This is a genomic window from Helicobacter ganmani, from assembly GCF_003364315.1.
Classification (GTDB): Bacteria; Campylobacterota; Campylobacteria; order Campylobacterales; family Helicobacteraceae; genus Helicobacter_D; species Helicobacter_D ganmani.
Genome location: NZ_NXLS01000011.1, coordinates 46,215 through 64,261, shown reverse-complemented (window position 1 = coordinate 64,261; position 18,047 = coordinate 46,215). Strand labels below are relative to the sequence as shown.

Here is an 18,047-nt window from a genome sequence, read left to right as displayed (position 1 = left end):
TGAATTACGAATCGTAAGGCTAAAATTACAATCCTTTAAGACTTTTTGTGAGGACTCTTGCCACACACATTTAAAAACTTGCTTGGGGGGGAAATATAAGGTATAATTTATCCAAAACTTCAATAGAGAGAGGCGCAATCAAGGAGAACTATGCGACAAACGATAGATTTACTTAAAGCACATAATGAGCTAAAAATCATCACAGAGCCCTTAGATGTAGAGCTAGAGATTCCGCATTTGGCATATTTGGAAGTGAAACATAAAAATTCCAAAGCTCTGCTTTTTACTAATCCTGTGGATAGGGCGCGGCAGATTAGCTATGAAACCCCTGTGCTAATGAATCTTTTTGGCAGTTTTTCTCGTGTGCAGTTGCTTGTAGGCGATACGCAAGGAATCGCACAAGAGGTAGCAGAACTTATCAAGCTTAAGCCCCCAAAATCCTTAAAAGAAGCTTTGAAAATTGCCCCAAAAATGTTGAATTTGCGCTTTTTAGCTCCTAAAACTATCAAAGAAAAGGGCTTGTGCCAAGAAGTTATTTCAAGGGGGGCGGAAGTAGATTTAAGCACAATCCCGATTCTTAAAACTTGGAGTGAAGATGGGGGGAGATTTATCACAATGGGGCAATGTTATACACAGAGTTTAGATGGTAGTGTGAGGAATCTTGGTATGTATCGTTTGCAGGTGTATGATAAAAATCATCTAGGATTGCATTGGCAAGTGCATAAGGATAGCGTGAGTTTGTTAGAGGAATACCATAAAGCAAACAAAAAAATGCCTGTGAGCATCGCAATTGGTGGCGATCCTCTCTATACTTGGTGCGCTACTGCACCTTTGCCTTATGGCTTATTTGAATTAATGCTGTATGGATTTATCCGCAAAAACCGTGCAAAAATGGTACGTTGCGTTAGCAATGAGCTTTGCGTGCCTTATGATGCGGATTTTGTGATTGAAGGATTTGTTGAGCCTAGTGCAATGCGTGAGGAGGGGAGATTTGGCGACCATACGGGATTCTATACCCCCATTGAACCTTATCCGGTGTTAGAAGTGAGTGCAATCACGCACAAGAAAAATCCTATTTATCTTGCGACGGTTGTCGGTAAGCCACCTTTGGAGGATAAATATTTAGGATTTCCCACAGAGCGAATCTTTTTGCCTCTTTTGCAAACCACAACCCCCAATTTGATAGACTATTATATGCCTGAAAATGGCGTGTTTCATAATCTGATTTTGGCTAAAATCAAAGCGCGTTTTCCCCATATTGCCCAGCAGAGTATGCACGCATTTTGGGGTGTGGGGCAGATGAGTTTTGTCAAACACGCGATTTTTGTAGGAGAAAATGCGCCAAGTTTGCAAAGTGCAGAGATTATTCCTTATATTCTCAATCGTTTTTCAGTGCAGAATTGCCTAATGAGTGAGGGAGTATGTGATGCGCTAGACCACGCTTCGCCTAGTTTTGCTCAAGGTGGAAAATTGGGCTTAGATTGTACTCGTGAGGACGAAATAGAAAGTACATTGGAATTTGCAAGTGAGGAGCAATTATATAAAATATTGAGCGAAATTTTGCGTGTTAGCGGAGAAGTGAAATGTGTGCGACAAATTTATCAGGACACAAGGAATCCTATTGTATTGGTTGGAATAGACAAAAAAGAAAGTCTTAAAAAAGCATTTTTGGCACTAGAGCAAGCAAATTTGGAGAGCCTACCCTCTGCAGATATAGAATCTCTACAAAGATTTTTGCGTATTGTGGTGATTGTGGATTTTGCTAAAAACGATTTGGAAAATCTTTATATGTTGCTTTGGCGCGTGGTGAATAATACAGACGCAAAACGTGATATAAAAATCATTGGTAAAACTTTATTGCTTGATGCGTGCGATAAGGGCTTGTGTGATGATTATATGCGTGAGTGGCCAAAAGAAACGGATTGCACACGCGAAGTTTTAGACAAGCTAGAAAGGCTTGGATTATTAAGTGATTTTGGAGATTTAGAAAGTTTTTATCGCACCTTTCATATTGATAAATCCTATGATTCCAAAATGTGAAGTTTTACTTGACAATTTTAAAGTAGAATTTCAATCTATAAATTTACAGAATTTAAGGATTGTAAATGAGTGGAAATGCGCAGGTAAAAATTGCAAGTAAAACGCGTAAGAATTGGTTGAAAGACTTGAAATTAGAAATTATGGAGTTGCGTTATCAAGGGTTGCAAGACAATGTAATTAAAAAGAATATGCACAAAAAATTTCGGGAATATTCTAGCGCGACAGAACTTTTTGTCGGGTTTGTATTTTTCATCGTTTTGTTAAATCTTGTGGGTTTTGGGTTGCATATTGGCTATGCAGTTTTGATGTGGGAAGCGCATATTTATGAGTTTAGCACAAGCTTTTCTCCTTATGTATCAATGTTGATTTTTGGGGTTTTATGCATTGTGCTTGTGGGACTTTTTATCTTTTGGTTACATTTTTTCATAGATTTTTTGAAATTTTATAAAACACTTGATGATGCATTAGAAGAACAATTTTATTTGAAACTCATCAAAATGTTTTTACTTTTGGGCTTGATTGGATTTGTAGTTTTTATGATTATGGTGTTTTTTGTAGGAATGCAAATCGCAGAAGTCTATGGAATGCCATTAGGAAGTAGTCTTTATGAGATTTTAGGAGAAATTTTTGATTGAGATAGGAATTTGCAAAGAGTTAAAAATTGTCCGTTTTGCTAAAGTGGGTGCTTATTTGCAAAGTGGGCAAGAAGAGGTGTTGTTGCCAAACAAATATTTACCCATAGGTGCAAAAATAGAAGATAAGATTTTGGTATTTTTATACACAGATTCGCAGGACCGCCCCATAGCTACAACCTTAATACCCAAAGCACAAAGGGGAGAAATCACGGTTTTGAAAGTGGTGGATAAAAACAATTTTGGTTGCTTTTTGGATTTGGGAATCGCCAAAGATGTGTTTATGCCGACTAAGACGCCTCAAAAATATCCCTTAGGTTCTCAAGTGGCAGTTTTTTTAAGTGTAGATAGAGAGAATCGTTTGCTTGCAAAAGAAAACATTAAACCTTATTTGAGCAATTTTTGTGAGAATCTTACGAATCTGAAAGCAGGGTTTAAGGTCAGGATTCTACCTTTTAGAATCACTCCTTTGGGTTATGAATGTGTGGTGAATGGGGTGAATTTGGGATTGATTTATCAAAATGAAATATTTGGAGAATTCCCCCTTTTTAATGAGGGCGAAGGATATATTAAACGTATTTATTCCAATGGCAAATGTGATTTAACTTTAAAACACCCTAAGAAAAAAAATTCAACATCGCAAGAAAGCGGAAAAGTCTTAGAGATTCTGCGCCAAAAAGGTGGAAAGTTGAATCTACATTATGATAGCAAGCCAAGTGAGATTCAATCTGTGTGCGCAATGAGCAAAAAGGCTTTTAAGCATACCTTGAGTATTTTATTAGAAGAAAATAAAATCACTCTAAAGCCAAAAGTTGGCATTGAACTAAAGAAATCCTCTACTTTATTGTAAAATCCCATTGCATAGTGTGTAATTTTTCTTAGAATTATTTATAGAAAGGAAATTTATTTACTATAAAACGAAATTATAAGCAAAATTTTTTCAAAAATGTTTCTTTTTGTATCATTTAAACTTCCAAGAAAAGAGAGATAGAATATTTTAAAAAGTAATAGAAAATTTGACTTTTTATAAAGTTTTTAAGGTAGTGATTCTTTTTAGAATGATGTTCTTAATATGAAATTAAAGTCAATCTTTGTGCCTTATTTTGTGATTTTCTTTTAAAATTTAAGAGAATTACGCTAAGATACGCAAGAAAGTTTTATAACTTAAAGGTTTGCAAGTGTCGCATTTAGATATTTCTCATCCATATTTTGGTGTATTCGTTATTTTTGTTTTTACTTTTGGTGCGTTTTTAATGACAACTTTTCTTTCGCGATTCGTGGGGAGAAAATTGGCAAATAAAAACACGCAAAAGCTAAAACTAGCCCCCTATGAATGTGGTTTAGCACCCACTAAGCAGCCCAATAGAATTTCATCGCAATTTTATATTATGGCATTGTTGTTTATTCTTTTTGATGTGGAGATTATTTTTATGTTTCCTTGGGCTGTGGATTTTAAGGTGCTTGGTGCTTTTGGCTTTATTGAAATGGTTTTATTTGTTTTGTTGCTTGTGATTGGATTTGTTTATGCTTGGAGAAAAGGAGCTTTGAAATGGCAGAGCATGAAGTAGATTATCTTAAAGGCGGGGGTTTGCCTATTGCGCTAACGAGCGTAGATAAATTGTTGAATTGGGGGCGTAGTAATTCGCTTTGGGCGATGACTTATGGATTGGCTTGTTGTGCGATTGAAATGATGGCAACAGGTGCTAGTCGTTATGATTTTGATAGATTTGGGACAATTTTTAGGGCAAGTCCTAGACAAAGTGATGTGATGATTATTGCGGGCACTGTTACCAAAAAGCACGCACAATTTGTGAGACGTTTGTATGACCAAATGCCAGAACCTAAATGGGTGATTTCTATGGGAAGTTGTGCAAACACCGGTGGAATGTTTAATACTTATGCCACTGTGCAAGGCGTGGATAGGATTATTCCTGTGGATATTTATTTGCCGGGTTGCTCTCCGCGTCCAGAAACTTTGCAATATGCCCTTATGGTGCTTCAGCAAAAAATCCGCAAGCAAAAATCTAATCGTGTGCAGCCTCCTAAGCGTTTGGTATAAAGGAATAGTATGAGAAAATATAAACCCAAAAATAATGCACAAAAAGAAGTTTATTACAAAGATAGATTTTATGTTTCCCCAAGAATCCCAAGAGAACCTATAACCAATGACGCTGTGTATTGCGCAGATGTAGAGATGTTGGGCAAACAAGTTAAAATCATAGAATCTTATCTTGAGCGTGGAACATTGGTAATATGGGTAGAAAAGGATTCTATTTATAGCACATTAGCAACTTTAAAAACAATCGGTTATGATGTCTTGAGTGAGCTTAGCGCAATAGATTATTTAGAACAAAAAGGAGGCTTTGAAATCTTTTATCAAATGCTCTCTTTAAGCCGTGCGAAACGTTTGCGGGTAAAGATTTTTTTAAGAAAAGGCGAAAAAATAGAATCTGTAACGGAATTATTTCGTAGTGCGGATTGGAGTGAGCGTGAAATGTATGATATGATTGGGATTCTACCTTTAGGACACCCTTATCCTAAACGTATTTTAATGCCTGATGATTGGGTGGGACACCCTTTGCTTAAAAGCTATCCTTTGCAAGGAGATGAAGCAGCGCAATGGTATGAAGTGGATACAATCTTTGGTAAAGAGAATCGCGAAGTCATTGGTGTAGAACAAAGAGATTCCGCAAGGATTGACCGCTATGATTCTACGCGATTCTCTCATTTGGGTTATGAAGTGGAATATGGACAAAAAATAGAAAAAGGAGCAGAGAAGCCCCAGCCCATTGCCTATCAAGAGGAGGAAGGTGTGTTGTTTGTAACCAAACTAAAGCCGGAAAATTCCAAAGAACTTAAAGAGAGGAAGTAAGATGCAGCAACCCAATAAATTAATGCCATTTTATGAAAATATTGCTTTTGACCGCATAAGTGATAATACAATGGTAATCAATTTTGGTCCTCAACACCCAAGTGCGCACGGGCAGTTGCGTTTGATTTTGGAATTAGAAGGCGAAAAAGTAATCAAGGCAACTCCTGATGTGGGATATTTGCACCGTGGAATGGAAAAAATGGCAGAAAATATGATTTATAATGAGTTTTTGCCCACGACAGATAGAATGGATTATATTGCTGCAAGCTCCAACAACTATGCTTTTGCATTAAGCGTAGAAAAATTATTGGGTGTAGAAGTGCCTAGACGAGCAAAAGTGATTCGCACAATGCTTTTGGAACTCAATCGCATTATTTCTCATCTCTTTTGGCTTGCAACACACGCACTAGATGTGGGGGCAATGAGTATTTTCCTCTATTGCTTTAGAGAGCGTGAATTTGGTATTGATTTGATTGAGGATTATTGTGGTGCAAGATTAACGCATTCTAGTGTTAGAATTGGCGGAGTGCCATTGGATTTGCCACAAGGTTGGATTGAAAAGTTAAAGGCTTATTTGGAGCTGTTGCCAAGCCAAATTAAGCTTTATGAGGGAATCTTAAGCGAAAATAGAATTTGGCGTATGCGTTTAGAAAATGTGGGTATTGTAAGCCCTGAAATGGCAAAAAGCTGGGGATTAAGTGGGGTTTTGTTGCGTGGAAGTGGAATTGCTTGGGACATTCGTAAAGAAGAACCTTATGAACTTTATAATGAGTTAGAGTTTGATGTGCCTGTGGGAGAGAGTAATGATAGCTATGGACGCTATTTACTCTATATGGAAGAAATGCGTCAGAGTATTAGAATCTTATATCAACTGATAGATAAATATCAAGATACCGATACGCTTTTAATGTGTGAGGATACGCGTTATTTTTCTGCTCCAAAAGAACAAATTATGACACAAAATTATTCTTTAATGCAGCATTTTGTTTTGGTTACACAAGGAATGCGCCCTCCTGTTGGCGAAGTATATGTTCCAACAGAATCGCCAAAGGGTGAGTTGGGATTCTTTATCCGCTCGGAGGGCGAGCCTTATCCCTATCGTGTAAAAATGCGCACCCCTAGTTTTTTCCATACAGGAGTGTTGCAAGATTTATTGCCCGGACATTATTTAGCCGATGTTGTAACGATTATTGGGAATACAAACATTGTATTTGGAGAGATTGACCGATGAAACGTTTTGATTTGCGCCATTTAAAAAATGATTTTTGTCCGCGCTTAAAAGCCATTTTGGACAATGAATTAGAAAAAGGAGAAGTAGGAATCTTTTTGTTTGAAGTATTGGACTTTGATAATGTGCAAAAGAGTGCAGATTTAGTGAAACAAAGTGGCAATACATTATTAAATTCTTTGCGATTTAATGAAGTGGATTGGACAATTATGGTGAGAAAAGAAACTACAAAGGTTGCGGAATGAGCGCATTGGTAGAATCTTTTTTGGCAAATGATGGAAAGGCGCATTTTATTGAATCCTTAGAAAAAAACACATTAAAGGACAAAAATATTCTACTTTTGGGCGGATTTGTAGAGGAATTTGCTTGTGTATTGCAGCAACAAGGAGTAGATTTAAAAGTTTTGGAATCGCAAGATGATTGTGAGGATTCCATTCAAGTTTTTTTGCTCCACCCCTTAAACTTCAATCCTTATCCGAAACTTTTGCATTTTCTTTATGAAGTGGGCTGCGAAGAAGCAATTGTCGCTTTGCTTTGTAACGCATTTTATGATACTTCTAATGGAGATTTAGGGTTAAAAGCATTTGTGGAATCCTTAGATGTGGGGTATTTGTCTTCTGAATGTAATTTGGCAGAAGAAGAATTGGAACAGATTGCACAAAGTTTTCAATCACGAAAAAATGTGCTTGTGTTGGGGAGAGATTTAAGCACACACAAGAGAGCGCGTAATATTGGAAAGATTCTAGCACTTTTGAGTAATGCGCTAAATCAAATAGAAATTGTATTTTTAGAATCTGCACCCAAAGAGATAGAGACTCAAAAAAAGACTTGCATAGACGCATTGGACGAATTAGAGTGTTATGACGGATTAGTAGCGTATTTGCAAACCAAAGCATTAAGAGAGCCAATCTTGGAGGTTTCTAAACAATTTAGTCAAGTAAGCAAGATACAAGAGGAATCAGAAATTGAAGTACAACTAATACAATCAGATAAAATAATACAAGTTAAACTGCGTAAGAATATGCAATTAAAAGGTATGGTTGGGATTTTGTGGATTCCACAAACATTGAATTTTCAAGACTTTTGGGATTTAAAATATGAATTTTGCTATAAAAAAGTCAAAATAAGCAAGGTGGCATAATGGAAAAAATAAAAGTAACGATTGAGGGTTGTGAGATTCTTTGTGAAGAGGGCGAGAGCATTTTGAATGCCGCGCGTGCCAATGAAGTGTTTATTCCCGCGATTTGTTATCTTTCTTGTGCATCTCCTACGCTTGCGTGTAAAATGTGTATGGTAGAGGCGGATGGCAAACGCGTGTATGCGTGTAATGCAAAAGTAAAGGAGGGTATGCAAATCTTGGTAAATACCAAAGAAATTGAAGAAGAGCGCAAAGCAATTATGCAAGCGTATGTTGTAAATCACCCTTTGCAGTGCGGAGTATGCGACAAAAGCGGTGAATGTGAATTGCAAAATTACACACATTATGTAGGCGTAGATGAGCAGAATTATGCGATGAAAGATGATGAGAAGAAATTTGATTCTTGGGGTAAGGCAGTTTATGACCCAAATCTTTGTATTGTATGTGAACGTTGCGTAACACTCTGTAAAGATAAAATTGGTAAATCTCACATTAAAGCCCAAAAACGCGAAGGTGATATGCCGTCCAAAGAATATAAAGATATTATGCCAAAAGATGCTTATGGGGTTTGGACGAAATTCAAAAAATCCTTGATAGGACTAAATGGTGTGGAGGCAGAAGCGTGCGCTGATTGTGCGGAGTGTGTCAGTGTATGCCCCGTAGGTGCGCTCACGATTGGGCATTTTCAGTATCGTTCCAATGCGTGGGAGTTAGAGAAAATCCCTAGCACTTGTGTGCATTGCGGTAATGGTTGTGCGCTGACCTATGAAGTGAAGCAAAGCGGAATCGGAGGAGATGAAAGAAAGGTATATCGCGTCAGTAGTGATTGGAATTTTTCTACACTTTGTCCTGCGGGAAGATTGGGCTTTGATGTGAATAATCGGCAAGTCCAAAAAGATAAGGAAGCTTTCAACGCAAGCATTGCCGCCTTTAAAGAAGCACAAACGATTCGTTTTGCAGGAAATATAAGCAACGAGGAAGCTTTGATTTTACAGAATCTAAAAGAAAAGTTTGGTTATAAGTTGGTATGTGAGGAAGTTTATCCTTTTAAAAGATTTTTAGATTCTTATTTGAAAGTTAGTGGCTCGTTAGGAAACGCAAATCAAAAAGATATTACACAAAGCACTTTTGTTATGTGCTTTGGTGGAGCATTGAGCTATGATATGCCTGTGGTTACACATAAAATTAACAATGCAATGAAACAGAATAAAGGCGCGAATTTAGCGTATTTTCACACAATGCAAGATGTTGTTGTGAATCGTTTTGTAAAAACCACAATTAATGGAATCTATAAACCAAATAGCGAAGAAGCCCTTGCATTGTTGTTGGCAAGTGTGTGTATTCCAAGAGAGCAAATGCCTCTTTCTTTGAAATCACAAATTGAACGATACGAACGCAAAGAAATGCAGACAATTACAAAAGAAGTCAAAAAGAAAGTTAAGGTAAAAGAGCTAGACAAAGAGGGTAATGTTGTCTTAGACGAGGAGGGTAATGAAAAATTTATAGAAAAAGAGGAAGTAGAAAAAATCGCACAAGAAGTAGAAGTTATCACAAGTGCATTGTATGATTATTGCGGTGGCTTGAAAGAATCCATAGAAGCGACAAAGAATGGAATACAGGGCGCAAAGAATCCGATTTTGATTGTCGGATTTGATGTGTATCGTGCGAAAAATTCCGAAAATATTGCAAAAATCTTGGGCTATATTGAAAATTTGAGTATGGTTAAGATTCTATTGCTTCCACCTACGACAAATGCATTAGGTATTGCTTTGATTTGTGAGTTAGATAAAGAGGGCGTGGGATATAGTATTGGCTACAATGCGCAAGGGCATTATAGAATCGGCGTGGGTGCAGAAAACTCTCTACAAATGCCTTATCTAAATGAGCAAGAAGGCACATTGGTAAATGTGGATAAAAGGGTTGTGCCTTTAACTCCTGCAACGTCTTATAATGGATATGAATTAAATGATATTGCCAAAGTGCTGGGGCTAGAATACGAATCCACGATAGATTACACATCGGAATTATCCATAGAAAAAGGCTTTAAAAGTGTAGAATACGATGATTTGAAGTTTGGATTTTTAAACGATGGCTCTGAAGTGCGTGGGTATTTGTTGGGAGTTCATTTCCCAAAAGAACCTTTAGAGATTTCGCCAATAGAATTGACAGAGTTGGAATCCTATAATCTCTATGCGCGCAATCCGATTGCACATTTTTCAGAAAGCACTTTGCAATCTGCATATCTGGATACTAAAAATGGATTGCAATGCAGTGAAGCATACGCTCAAAAGCTTGGAATTAACGCAGGAGATAAGGTGGAAGTGCGTTTTGCAAATGGAGAAGTGGTAGAAACCTTAGCGATTCTTGATAAAGAAATGGAGGGTGAATTTGCAGCACTTGGCGTGTGCGAATTTGAGGAATTTAAACTTTTTCCAACAACGCGTTATGCGAATGTTTCTTTAAAGGTTTTGGTATGAATTATATTATTGAGACGCTGATTAAAATTTTACTTGTCGTGCTGATTTTTTCAGCATTGGCAGGTTTTACGACTTATGTAGAGCGCAAGATTCTAGCTTTTTTCCAACGTCGTTTAGGTCCAACGATGGTGGGACCTTTTGGGGTTTTGCAGATTTTAGCCGATGGGATTAAGCTTTTTACCAAAGAAGATATTGTGCCAAGTGGAGCAAATCGCCTTATCTTTAGAATCGCACCAACAATTACAGCAGCAACCGCTTTTATCGCAATGGCTCCAATTCCATTTTTTCCTGAATTTGAGCTTTTTGGTTATACCATTCAACCTATCATTTCAGATATTAATGTCGGGATTCTATTTGTGCTTGGTGTTGGGGCTGCTGGCTTATATGGTCCTTTGCTGGGTGGTATTAGTGCAAATAGTAAATGGTCTATTTTGGGGGCAGCAAGAACAGCGGTGCAATTACTTAGTTTTGAAGTTGTTTCTGGGTTATCTCTTTTGGCGCCTTTAATGTTAGTTGGCTCTTTATCCTTGATTGATATTAACAATTATCAAGGAGGAGGAATCACAAATTGGCTGATATTTTCACAGCCTCTAGCGTTTGTTTTATTTTTGTTTGCTGGTTATGCAGAGCTTAATAGGACACCCTTTGATTTGCTAGAACACGAAGCGGAAATTGTTGCGGGATATGCGACAGAATATGCGGGAATGCGTTGGGGAATGTTTTTTATTGGTGAATATGCAAGTATGATTGCATTGTCTTTTGTTGTGTCTTTGATTTTCCTAGGTGGTTTTAATCCGCTTGGATTCATTCCCGGAGGAATCGCAATTATCTTAAAAGTCAGTTTTCTTATCTTTTTATTTATGTGGGCAAGAGCAGCTTATCCTCATATTCGCCCAGACCAACTTATGGGTTTATGTTGGAGAGTCTTATTTCCGCTCGCACTTTTAAATGTTTTTGTTACGGGTATCATTTGTTTAGGAGGTGGAAATTGAGTAAATATATCAAGATTGTTGAGCAAACACCTCTCTTGAGTAATGCGCAAAAATTTGTGAGGTTTTGGAATCGCGCATTAAAGGGTGAATTGTTTGTAGGCTTGTGGCTTGTATTTAAGGAGTTTTACAAGGCGCAAATCCACACTGTGCAATATCCATTAGAAAAATTACCATTAAGTCCGCGTTATCGTGCAGTGCATGAGCTAAAACGTTTGCTTGAAAGCGGAAACGAGCGATGTATTGGTTGCGGATTATGTGAAAAGATTTGTGTGGCAAATTGCATTCGTATGGAAACAGGATATGGTGAGGATAGACGCAAAAAAGTCTTTGAATATAGCATTAACTTTGGGCGATGTATTTATTGCGGATTGTGTGCAGAGGTTTGCCCTGAACTTGCGATTGTGCATGGAAAGAGATACGAGAATGCAAGCGAACAAAGAGCGTCTTTTGCTTTGAAAAATGATATGCTAACACCGATTGATAAAGTGTTAAGCGGGCGGGATTCTGAATTTAGCGGTGTTGGAAGCATAAGCGTAGATGCGGATAAACATATTAAGCTCACCCCTTTGAAATATTTAGAAGAGACAGATGAAAATGCAATAAAAACAACCGCAGAAATAAAACAAAAGGAGGAAGTCAATGCTTGAAGCCATTGCGTTTTACACATTTTGCGCTTTAACTTTAGCAATGTTTTTGGTCGTGGTTACAACGCGCAATATCCTTTATGCCTTAAGTGCATTGGCGGCGGGAATGATTTTTGTTTCTGCTTTTTTCTTTTTGCTTGGAGCAGAATTTTTGGGTGTTGTGCAAATTGTCGTTTATACGGGAGCGGTCATTGCGCTTTATGCTTTTGCGATGATGTTTTTTGATGCTCAAAAATTACAAAATGAAAAAATTGCGAATCCTAGGGTTTTGTTTGTCTTAAGCGGTTTGGGGGCATTACTGCTTGTTATTGTGGTTGTTGCTCCGATTATTACGCAGAATCTTGCAACTTTAGAAGCTGTGATTCCACCACAAGAGGGTGTGGGAAATGTGCAAATGGTAGGCTATGTGCTTTTTACAAAATTTCTGATTCCTTTTGAAATTGCGGCAATGATGTTGCTTGTAGCAATGATTGCGGGAATTGTGCTAGCTGGCAAAGGAATGCATTATTCTCTAACCTTAAATGAGCAAGCACCAAAAGGAGAGCAAGATGATAACGCTTAATCATTATTTGATTTTATCTAGTCTTATGTTTATGATTGGCGTCTTTGGAATGCTTAGACGCAAAAATTTACTAATGTTATTTTTTGCAACAGAGATTTTGTTAAGCTCTGTAAATGTCGGATTCGTCGCCGTTGGAAAATATCTCGGGGATTTAAATGGACAAATGTTTGCATTCTTTATTCTCGCTGTTGCGGCAAGCGAAGTTGCAATTGGGGTAGGGTTGCTTATTGCTTGGTATAAAAAGCATCATACATTAGATTTAGATAAATTACAAATTATGGAAGGCTAAGTATGGAAGCGATTTTATATATTGCATTGTTTGCGCCATTGGTGGGTTCATTGTTTGGGATTCCATTTGCTTCAAAGCAGAAGTTGATTAGTGTTGGAATCTTTGCTTCCTTGATGTTGGGATTTTCATTTCTAGCCTCTGCATTGCTTTTTGTGCATACATTACAAGGTGGTGTTGTCAAAGTAATACTAATGGATTGGATTGGAGCTGGGGGACTTTATATTCCTTTTGGATTTTTAGTAGATAGTGTTAGTGCGACAATGATATTTGTAGTAACGCTTGTTTCTTTGTGCGTGCATATCTATTCTATTGGTTATATGAGCCACGATAAAAGTTTCAATAGATTCTTTATTTATTTGAGTGCTTTCGTCTTTTCTATGCTGATTTTGGTTATGAGTGATAACTTTGCAGGATTATTCATTGGCTGGGAAGGCGTTGGACTTTGTTCTTGGATGTTGATTGGATTTTGGTATGAGCGTGATTCTGCTTCTTTTGCAGCAAATGAAGCCTTTATTATGAATAGAATCGCTGACCTTGGAATGTTGCTTGGAATCTTTTTAATCTATTGGACTTTTGGCACTTTGAGCTATGAAGAAGTTTTAAGTAGTGTGTATGAAGCACCCAAAGGGATTTTAATAGCAATTGGGATTCTACTTTTTGTGGGTGCAATGGGTAAAAGTGCGCAATTTCCTTTGCATACTTGGCTCGCAGATGCGATGGAAGGTCCAACCCCTGTTTCTGCATTAATCCACGCGGCAACAATGGTAACTGCTGGAGTTTATTTAGTGATTCGGGCGAATCCACTTTATACAATGATTCCTGAAATTGGCTTTTTAATTGCGAGTTTAGGAGCATTTGTAGCACTTTTTGCTGCAACTATGGCATTAGTGAATAAGGATTTGAAACGTATTATCGCATATTCTACTCTTTCGCAGTTAGGTTATATGTTTGTTGCAGCAGGATTAGAGGCTTATTGGATTGCTCTTTTTCACCTTGCGACTCACGCTTTTTTTAAATCTTTGTTGTTCTTGGGAGCTGGAAATGTAATGCACGCTATGCACGATAAATTGGATATTTCAAAAATGGGAGCACTTTATCGTCCCCTTAAAATTACTGCAATTTTGATGATTTTAGCGTCTATTGCCTTAGCGGGAATCTATCCGTTCTCTGGATTTTTCTCCAAAGATAAAATCTTGGAAGCTGCATTCGGTTCTGGAGCTTATATCTTATGGGGAATATTATTGTTGGGTGCGTTTTTAACTGCATTTTATAGCTTCCGACTGATTATGCTTGTATTTTTTGGCGAGAAAAAGCACGAAGAAGAGCATCCCTATGAGGCTTATCCTTATATGCTTTATGCTATGTTGCCGCTTGGAATCTTGGCGGTATTTGCGGGATTCTTTGAGCCAACTTTTCATCATTTTGTTACGCAAACCCTGCCTGATTTTAGCGCAAATTTGGAATCTCAAACCATTTGGAATCTTATTTTCTTGACTTCTTTTGTGGCTTTAAGTGGGATTGCATTTGCGGTGTTAAAATACAAAAAAGGTGGTTTTTCTTCTAAATGGCAGGAAACTTTTATTTATCAACTCTTAAGCCATCAGTATTATATTCCTATGCTGTATGATAGGCTGTTTATACAGAATTATATTAGGCTTGCCAAAGTTGCTTGGTTGATTGATAAGTGTGTGGTAGATTTCGTAGTAGATATGATTGCAAGATTCCTTAATAGTAGCGGAGAAAGTATGCAATGGATTCAAGGTGGGAATCTTTCTAAAATGTTAAAAATTATGTTTTTTGGTGTGGTAGTTTTATTGCTACTTGTATTAATATTTTTTGTTTGTATGGAGGCAGTATGGACTACCTTTTAACTTTGCTTATCTTTTTCCCATTCATTGGCGCAATTTTAGCAATTGGCATTAAAGAGAATCTTAAAGCTTACGCAGTCGTTATTAGCTTTATTGAGCTAGGGTTGGCATTGCTTTTATGGTATAGCTTTGATAGAGAAGCAGACGGATTTCAGTTTGTTACTTCGCTTCCTTTAGTGGTTAATTTTGGTATCAGTTATCTTGTGGGTGTAGATGGAATCTCTCTCTTTTTGATTGTGTTAAGTGCATTGATTAGTTTAATAGGCTTCATTTATTTGAATGAAACACAAGAAACCAAGAAGCTTATCCTTTCGCTTTTATGTCTTGAAAGCATAATGATTGGCGTATTTTGCGCATTGGATATGATTTTGTTTTATATCTTTTGGGAATTGTCTTTAGTGCCAATGCTTTATATTATTGGTGCTTGGGGAAGTGGTAGTAGAATCTATGCCGCTGTGAAGTTTTTCTTATATACCTTTTTGGGTTCAATGATTATGCTAATTGGAATCTTGTTTTTAACGTATTATTACTTTAGCGTGAGTGGGGTTTGGACATTTTCTCTGTTGGAATGGTATAGTTTAAGCCTTATCCCAGAGGATTTGCAAATAATGTTATTCCTTGCATTCTTTTGCGGTTTGGCAGTCAAAGTGCCGATGTTTCCTTTCCATACTTGGTTGCCTTATGCGCACGGACAAGCACCGACAATTGGTTCTATTATCCTTGCGGCTGTGCTTTTAAAAATGGGAACTTATGGTTTTGTACGTTTCTCTTTGCCGCTTTTTCCTGATGCGAGTGTGGCTTTATTAATGCCTGTTGCCATTTTGTCTTTAATTATGATTGTTTATGGCGCAATGGTGGCATTTGCGCAAGAGGATATGAAGCAAGTGGTGGCTTATAGCTCTATTTCACATATGGGTGTGATTATGATTGGAATCTTCGCGCTAAATATGGAGGGGATTTCCGGGTCTGTCTTTTTTATGTTAAGTCATGGGATTATCAGTGGCGCGCTGTTTATGCTTGTAGGAATGATTTATGAGAGAAGGCATACCAAAATGATTGCCGAGTTTGGCGGAATCGCAAAGGTAATGCCTAATTATGCTGCAATTTTTGGGATTATGATGATGGCTTCAGCGGGACTTCCTTTGACAATGGGATTCGTAGGGGAATTTTTATCTTTGCTTGGGTTTTTCCAAATCTCTCCAATTCTTGCAGGAGTTGCGGGAATTAGCATTATTGTAGGTGCAATTTATATGCTCAATCTCTATCGCAAGGCATTTTATGGAAAAGTTATAAATCAAGAAAATTTAAAATTACAAGATTTGGATAAACGTGAATGGAGTGCCTTGCTACCATTGGTTGCGATTGTGATTTGGCTTGGTGTGTATCCTAAGCCGATTTTAACACCCATCAATAAAGGTGTAGAAAATATGCTTGCAGTAATGTATTCTCGTGTGGTAGCTCCAGAAACTAAAGCATTTTTAGGGATAGATTTAGAGCTATCAGAATTCTTACAACAGGGAGAAAGCTCAAATATAGAAAATCTTGAAAATTTAGAAAATTCCCAAGGGGAAAAGAAAGATTCACAAGAAGCAATAAAAGAAAATAATGCAACGAATGCAGAATCTTTGCAAGAGGAGGGGAGATAGATGTTAGAAACTTTTAGTATTCCATTGGAGAGTTTAAATATTTTCAGTATCTTTCCTATGCTTATTACGATTGTTGGGGGGCTTTTGATTTTGGTTGTGGATATGTGCTTAAAAAATGCAAATAAACAACTTTATACTATGCTTACGATTTTGTTTTTGGGGCTTAGTTTGGGTTATATCACATTTTTTAGCATCAATGGGGAAAGAGCCTTTTTTGATTTGATTGCGATAGATGGATTCTCGCTTTTAGGACAAATGATTATTCTAGTTTCTGCGATTTTGTTTGTGCCTTTGACTTTGAGTTATAACCGATTCCACGAGTTTGCTTATCCAGAATATTATGCACTCTTTTTATTTATGTGTGCAGGATTCCAATTTATGGTAAGTAGCGACCATTTAATCGTTATTTTCTTGGGGTTAGAAACAGCTTCCCTTGCGCTCTATACTCTGATTGCTATGCACAATCGAGCGACTGCTTTTGAGGCAGCAATCAAATACTTTACAATGGGTTCTTTGTCTGCGGGTTGTTTCGCCTTTGGTTCTATGTTGTTTTATGCAGCAAGCGGACATTTGGATTTAGAAGGCATTAGAAATGTGCTAGAAGCACACGATTATGAGCCTTTTTATTTGGTTTTAAGTGGTGCAGTATTTTTTATCGCTTCCATTGGATTCAAAGCCTCTTTAGTGCCTTTCCATACTTGGACGCCAGATGTTTATGAGGGTTCTAACTCTTTTTTGGCAGGCTTTATGTCTATTGCTCCCAAAATTGCAGCATTGGTAGTTGCGATTAGAATTTTTAGTATTTTTGTAGAAATTATATGGGTGCATTCTGTGTTGTATCTTTTAATTGTGATTACAATGACTTTGCCAAATTTGGTGGCACTTGTGCAAAAAGATGTAAAGCGAATGCTTGCGTATAGTTCTATTTCTCACGCGGGATTTGCATTTAGTGCTGTGTTAATTGGTGGAATGCAAGCTTATAGTGCATTGTTTTTATATTGGATATTGTTTCTTTTTACTAATCTCGGAATCTTTGCGATGTTGTGGATTTCTCGCACAAAAGAACAAATTTGGGATAAACGTTATGACCATTCCTATGAAAAATTTTCTGGACTCATCAAGCTTTGTCCTTTAGCCGCTGTGATTATGGGATTATTTATGTTGTCTTTGGCAGGGATTCCACCTTTTTCAGTTTTTTGGGGTAAAGTTTATTTGATGAGCGCAGCAATTAATAATGGCTACTTGTTTCTTGCTTTTGTTATGGCAATCAATAGCGCAATTGCGGCATATTATTATTTAAAGCTTATCGTTTATATGTTCCTAAAAGACCCTTTGATTAGTGATGGGAATGTTTATTTACAGAATGCAACTTTGCCTCTTAAAATCGTAGTAGGAATCGCAACGCTTTATGTTTGCTTATCGGCTTTTGTGGTAGATGGTTTATTATTTGGAATTTATGGTTACATTGGTGGAAGTTTGATGTAATCTCTAGGATTTATCATAGGGTAGATAGTCTATTTCATTTATTGCTTTAGCTTATAGAGTCTCACTTTGAGATTCTATCATTAATATTGCTTTAACCCTTAATTTTCCTTTATATATATTAATTTATATAATGAAAATGTTAAAAGAATCTTGACTTTTTAGTGTGAAGTGAAT

General features: G+C 37.2%; 17 protein-coding genes. All 17 read left to right on the top strand.

Annotated features, from left to right (window positions below; genetic code table 11):
* The first annotated feature begins 150 nt into the window (after positions 1–150).
* The 17 genes from CQA43_RS08865 (at position 151) to nuoN (ending at position 17,873) form a co-directional block, all read left to right on the top strand.
* Positions 151–2,040 carry a menaquinone biosynthesis decarboxylase gene (locus CQA43_RS08865; RefSeq protein WP_115552234.1) on the top strand — a complete coding sequence of 630 codons (1,890 nt, stop codon included), beginning with the start codon at positions 151–153 and terminating at the stop codon, positions 2,038–2,040.
* Between the two features lie 65 nt (positions 2,041–2,105).
* Positions 2,106–2,675: a hypothetical protein gene (locus CQA43_RS08860; RefSeq protein WP_115552233.1), complete on the top strand. Its 570-nt coding sequence runs from the start codon at positions 2,106–2,108 to the stop codon at positions 2,673–2,675.
* Positions 2,668–3,522, top strand: a complete 855-nt coding sequence (locus tag CQA43_RS08855) for a CvfB family protein (protein ID WP_245944294.1) — start codon at positions 2,668–2,670, stop codon at positions 3,520–3,522. The genes CQA43_RS08860 and CQA43_RS08855 overlap by 8 nt, the downstream gene beginning before the upstream one ends.
* A gap of 328 nt (positions 3,523–3,850) precedes the next feature.
* A complete protein-coding gene (locus CQA43_RS08850) occupies positions 3,851–4,240 on the top strand; it encodes an NAD(P)H-quinone oxidoreductase subunit 3 (protein WP_115552232.1) in 390 nt (129 codons plus the stop codon).
* Positions 4,222–4,731: a NuoB/complex I 20 kDa subunit family protein gene (locus tag CQA43_RS08845; RefSeq protein ID WP_115552231.1), complete on the top strand. Its 510-nt coding sequence runs from the start codon at positions 4,222–4,224 to the stop codon at positions 4,729–4,731. The genes CQA43_RS08850 and CQA43_RS08845 overlap by 19 nt, the downstream gene beginning before the upstream one ends.
* A 9-nt stretch (positions 4,732–4,740) precedes the next feature.
* Positions 4,741–5,544, top strand: a complete 804-nt coding sequence (locus tag CQA43_RS08840; RefSeq protein WP_115552230.1) for an NADH-quinone oxidoreductase subunit C — start codon at positions 4,741–4,743, stop codon at positions 5,542–5,544.
* Position 5,545: 1 nt separating this feature from the next.
* The gene (gene nuoD / locus CQA43_RS08835) at positions 5,546–6,775 is read left to right on the top strand and encodes an NADH dehydrogenase (quinone) subunit D (RefSeq protein ID WP_115552229.1); all 1,230 of its coding nucleotides are present in this window, start codon (positions 5,546–5,548) and stop codon (positions 6,773–6,775) included.
* Positions 6,772–7,017, top strand: coding sequence for an NADH-ubiquinone oxidoreductase subunit E family protein (locus CQA43_RS08830; protein WP_115552228.1), 246 nt, complete (start codon positions 6,772–6,774; stop codon positions 7,015–7,017). Before nuoD ends, CQA43_RS08830 begins: the two co-directional genes overlap by 4 nt.
* A complete protein-coding gene (locus tag CQA43_RS08825; protein WP_181881676.1) occupies positions 6,972–7,913 on the top strand; it encodes a hypothetical protein in 942 nt (313 codons plus the stop codon). The genes CQA43_RS08830 and CQA43_RS08825 overlap by 46 nt, the downstream gene beginning before the upstream one ends.
* A complete protein-coding gene (locus CQA43_RS08820) occupies positions 7,913–10,387 on the top strand; it encodes an NADH-quinone oxidoreductase subunit G (RefSeq protein ID WP_115552226.1) in 2,475 nt (824 codons plus the stop codon). Before CQA43_RS08825 ends, CQA43_RS08820 begins: the two co-directional genes overlap by 1 nt.
* Complete coding sequence (nuoH, locus tag CQA43_RS08815; RefSeq protein ID WP_115552225.1) at positions 10,384–11,379, top strand: NADH-quinone oxidoreductase subunit NuoH; 996 nt, start codon at positions 10,384–10,386, stop codon at positions 11,377–11,379. Before CQA43_RS08820 ends, nuoH begins: the two co-directional genes overlap by 4 nt.
* Positions 11,376–12,026: an NADH-quinone oxidoreductase subunit NuoI gene (nuoI, locus tag CQA43_RS08810; RefSeq protein WP_245944293.1), complete on the top strand. Its 651-nt coding sequence runs from the start codon at positions 11,376–11,378 to the stop codon at positions 12,024–12,026. Before nuoH ends, nuoI begins: the two co-directional genes overlap by 4 nt.
* Positions 12,019–12,585 carry an NADH-quinone oxidoreductase subunit J gene (locus CQA43_RS08805; RefSeq protein WP_115552223.1) on the top strand — a complete coding sequence of 189 codons (567 nt, stop codon included), beginning with the start codon at positions 12,019–12,021 and terminating at the stop codon, positions 12,583–12,585. Before nuoI ends, CQA43_RS08805 begins: the two co-directional genes overlap by 8 nt.
* Positions 12,572–12,874: an NADH-quinone oxidoreductase subunit NuoK gene (gene nuoK / locus CQA43_RS08800; RefSeq protein WP_115552222.1), complete on the top strand. Its 303-nt coding sequence runs from the start codon at positions 12,572–12,574 to the stop codon at positions 12,872–12,874. The genes CQA43_RS08805 and nuoK overlap by 14 nt, the downstream gene beginning before the upstream one ends.
* A gap of 2 nt (positions 12,875–12,876) precedes the next feature.
* Positions 12,877–14,745, top strand: coding sequence for an NADH-quinone oxidoreductase subunit L (nuoL, locus tag CQA43_RS08795; RefSeq protein WP_115552221.1), 1,869 nt, complete (start codon positions 12,877–12,879; stop codon positions 14,743–14,745).
* Positions 14,730–16,388, top strand: coding sequence for an NADH-quinone oxidoreductase subunit M (locus tag CQA43_RS08790; protein WP_115552220.1), 1,659 nt, complete (start codon positions 14,730–14,732; stop codon positions 16,386–16,388). The genes nuoL and CQA43_RS08790 overlap by 16 nt, the downstream gene beginning before the upstream one ends.
* Positions 16,389–17,873 carry an NADH-quinone oxidoreductase subunit NuoN gene (nuoN, locus tag CQA43_RS08785; protein ID WP_115552219.1) on the top strand — a complete coding sequence of 495 codons (1,485 nt, stop codon included), beginning with the start codon at positions 16,389–16,391 and terminating at the stop codon, positions 17,871–17,873.
* Positions 17,874–18,047 lie beyond the last annotated feature (174 nt).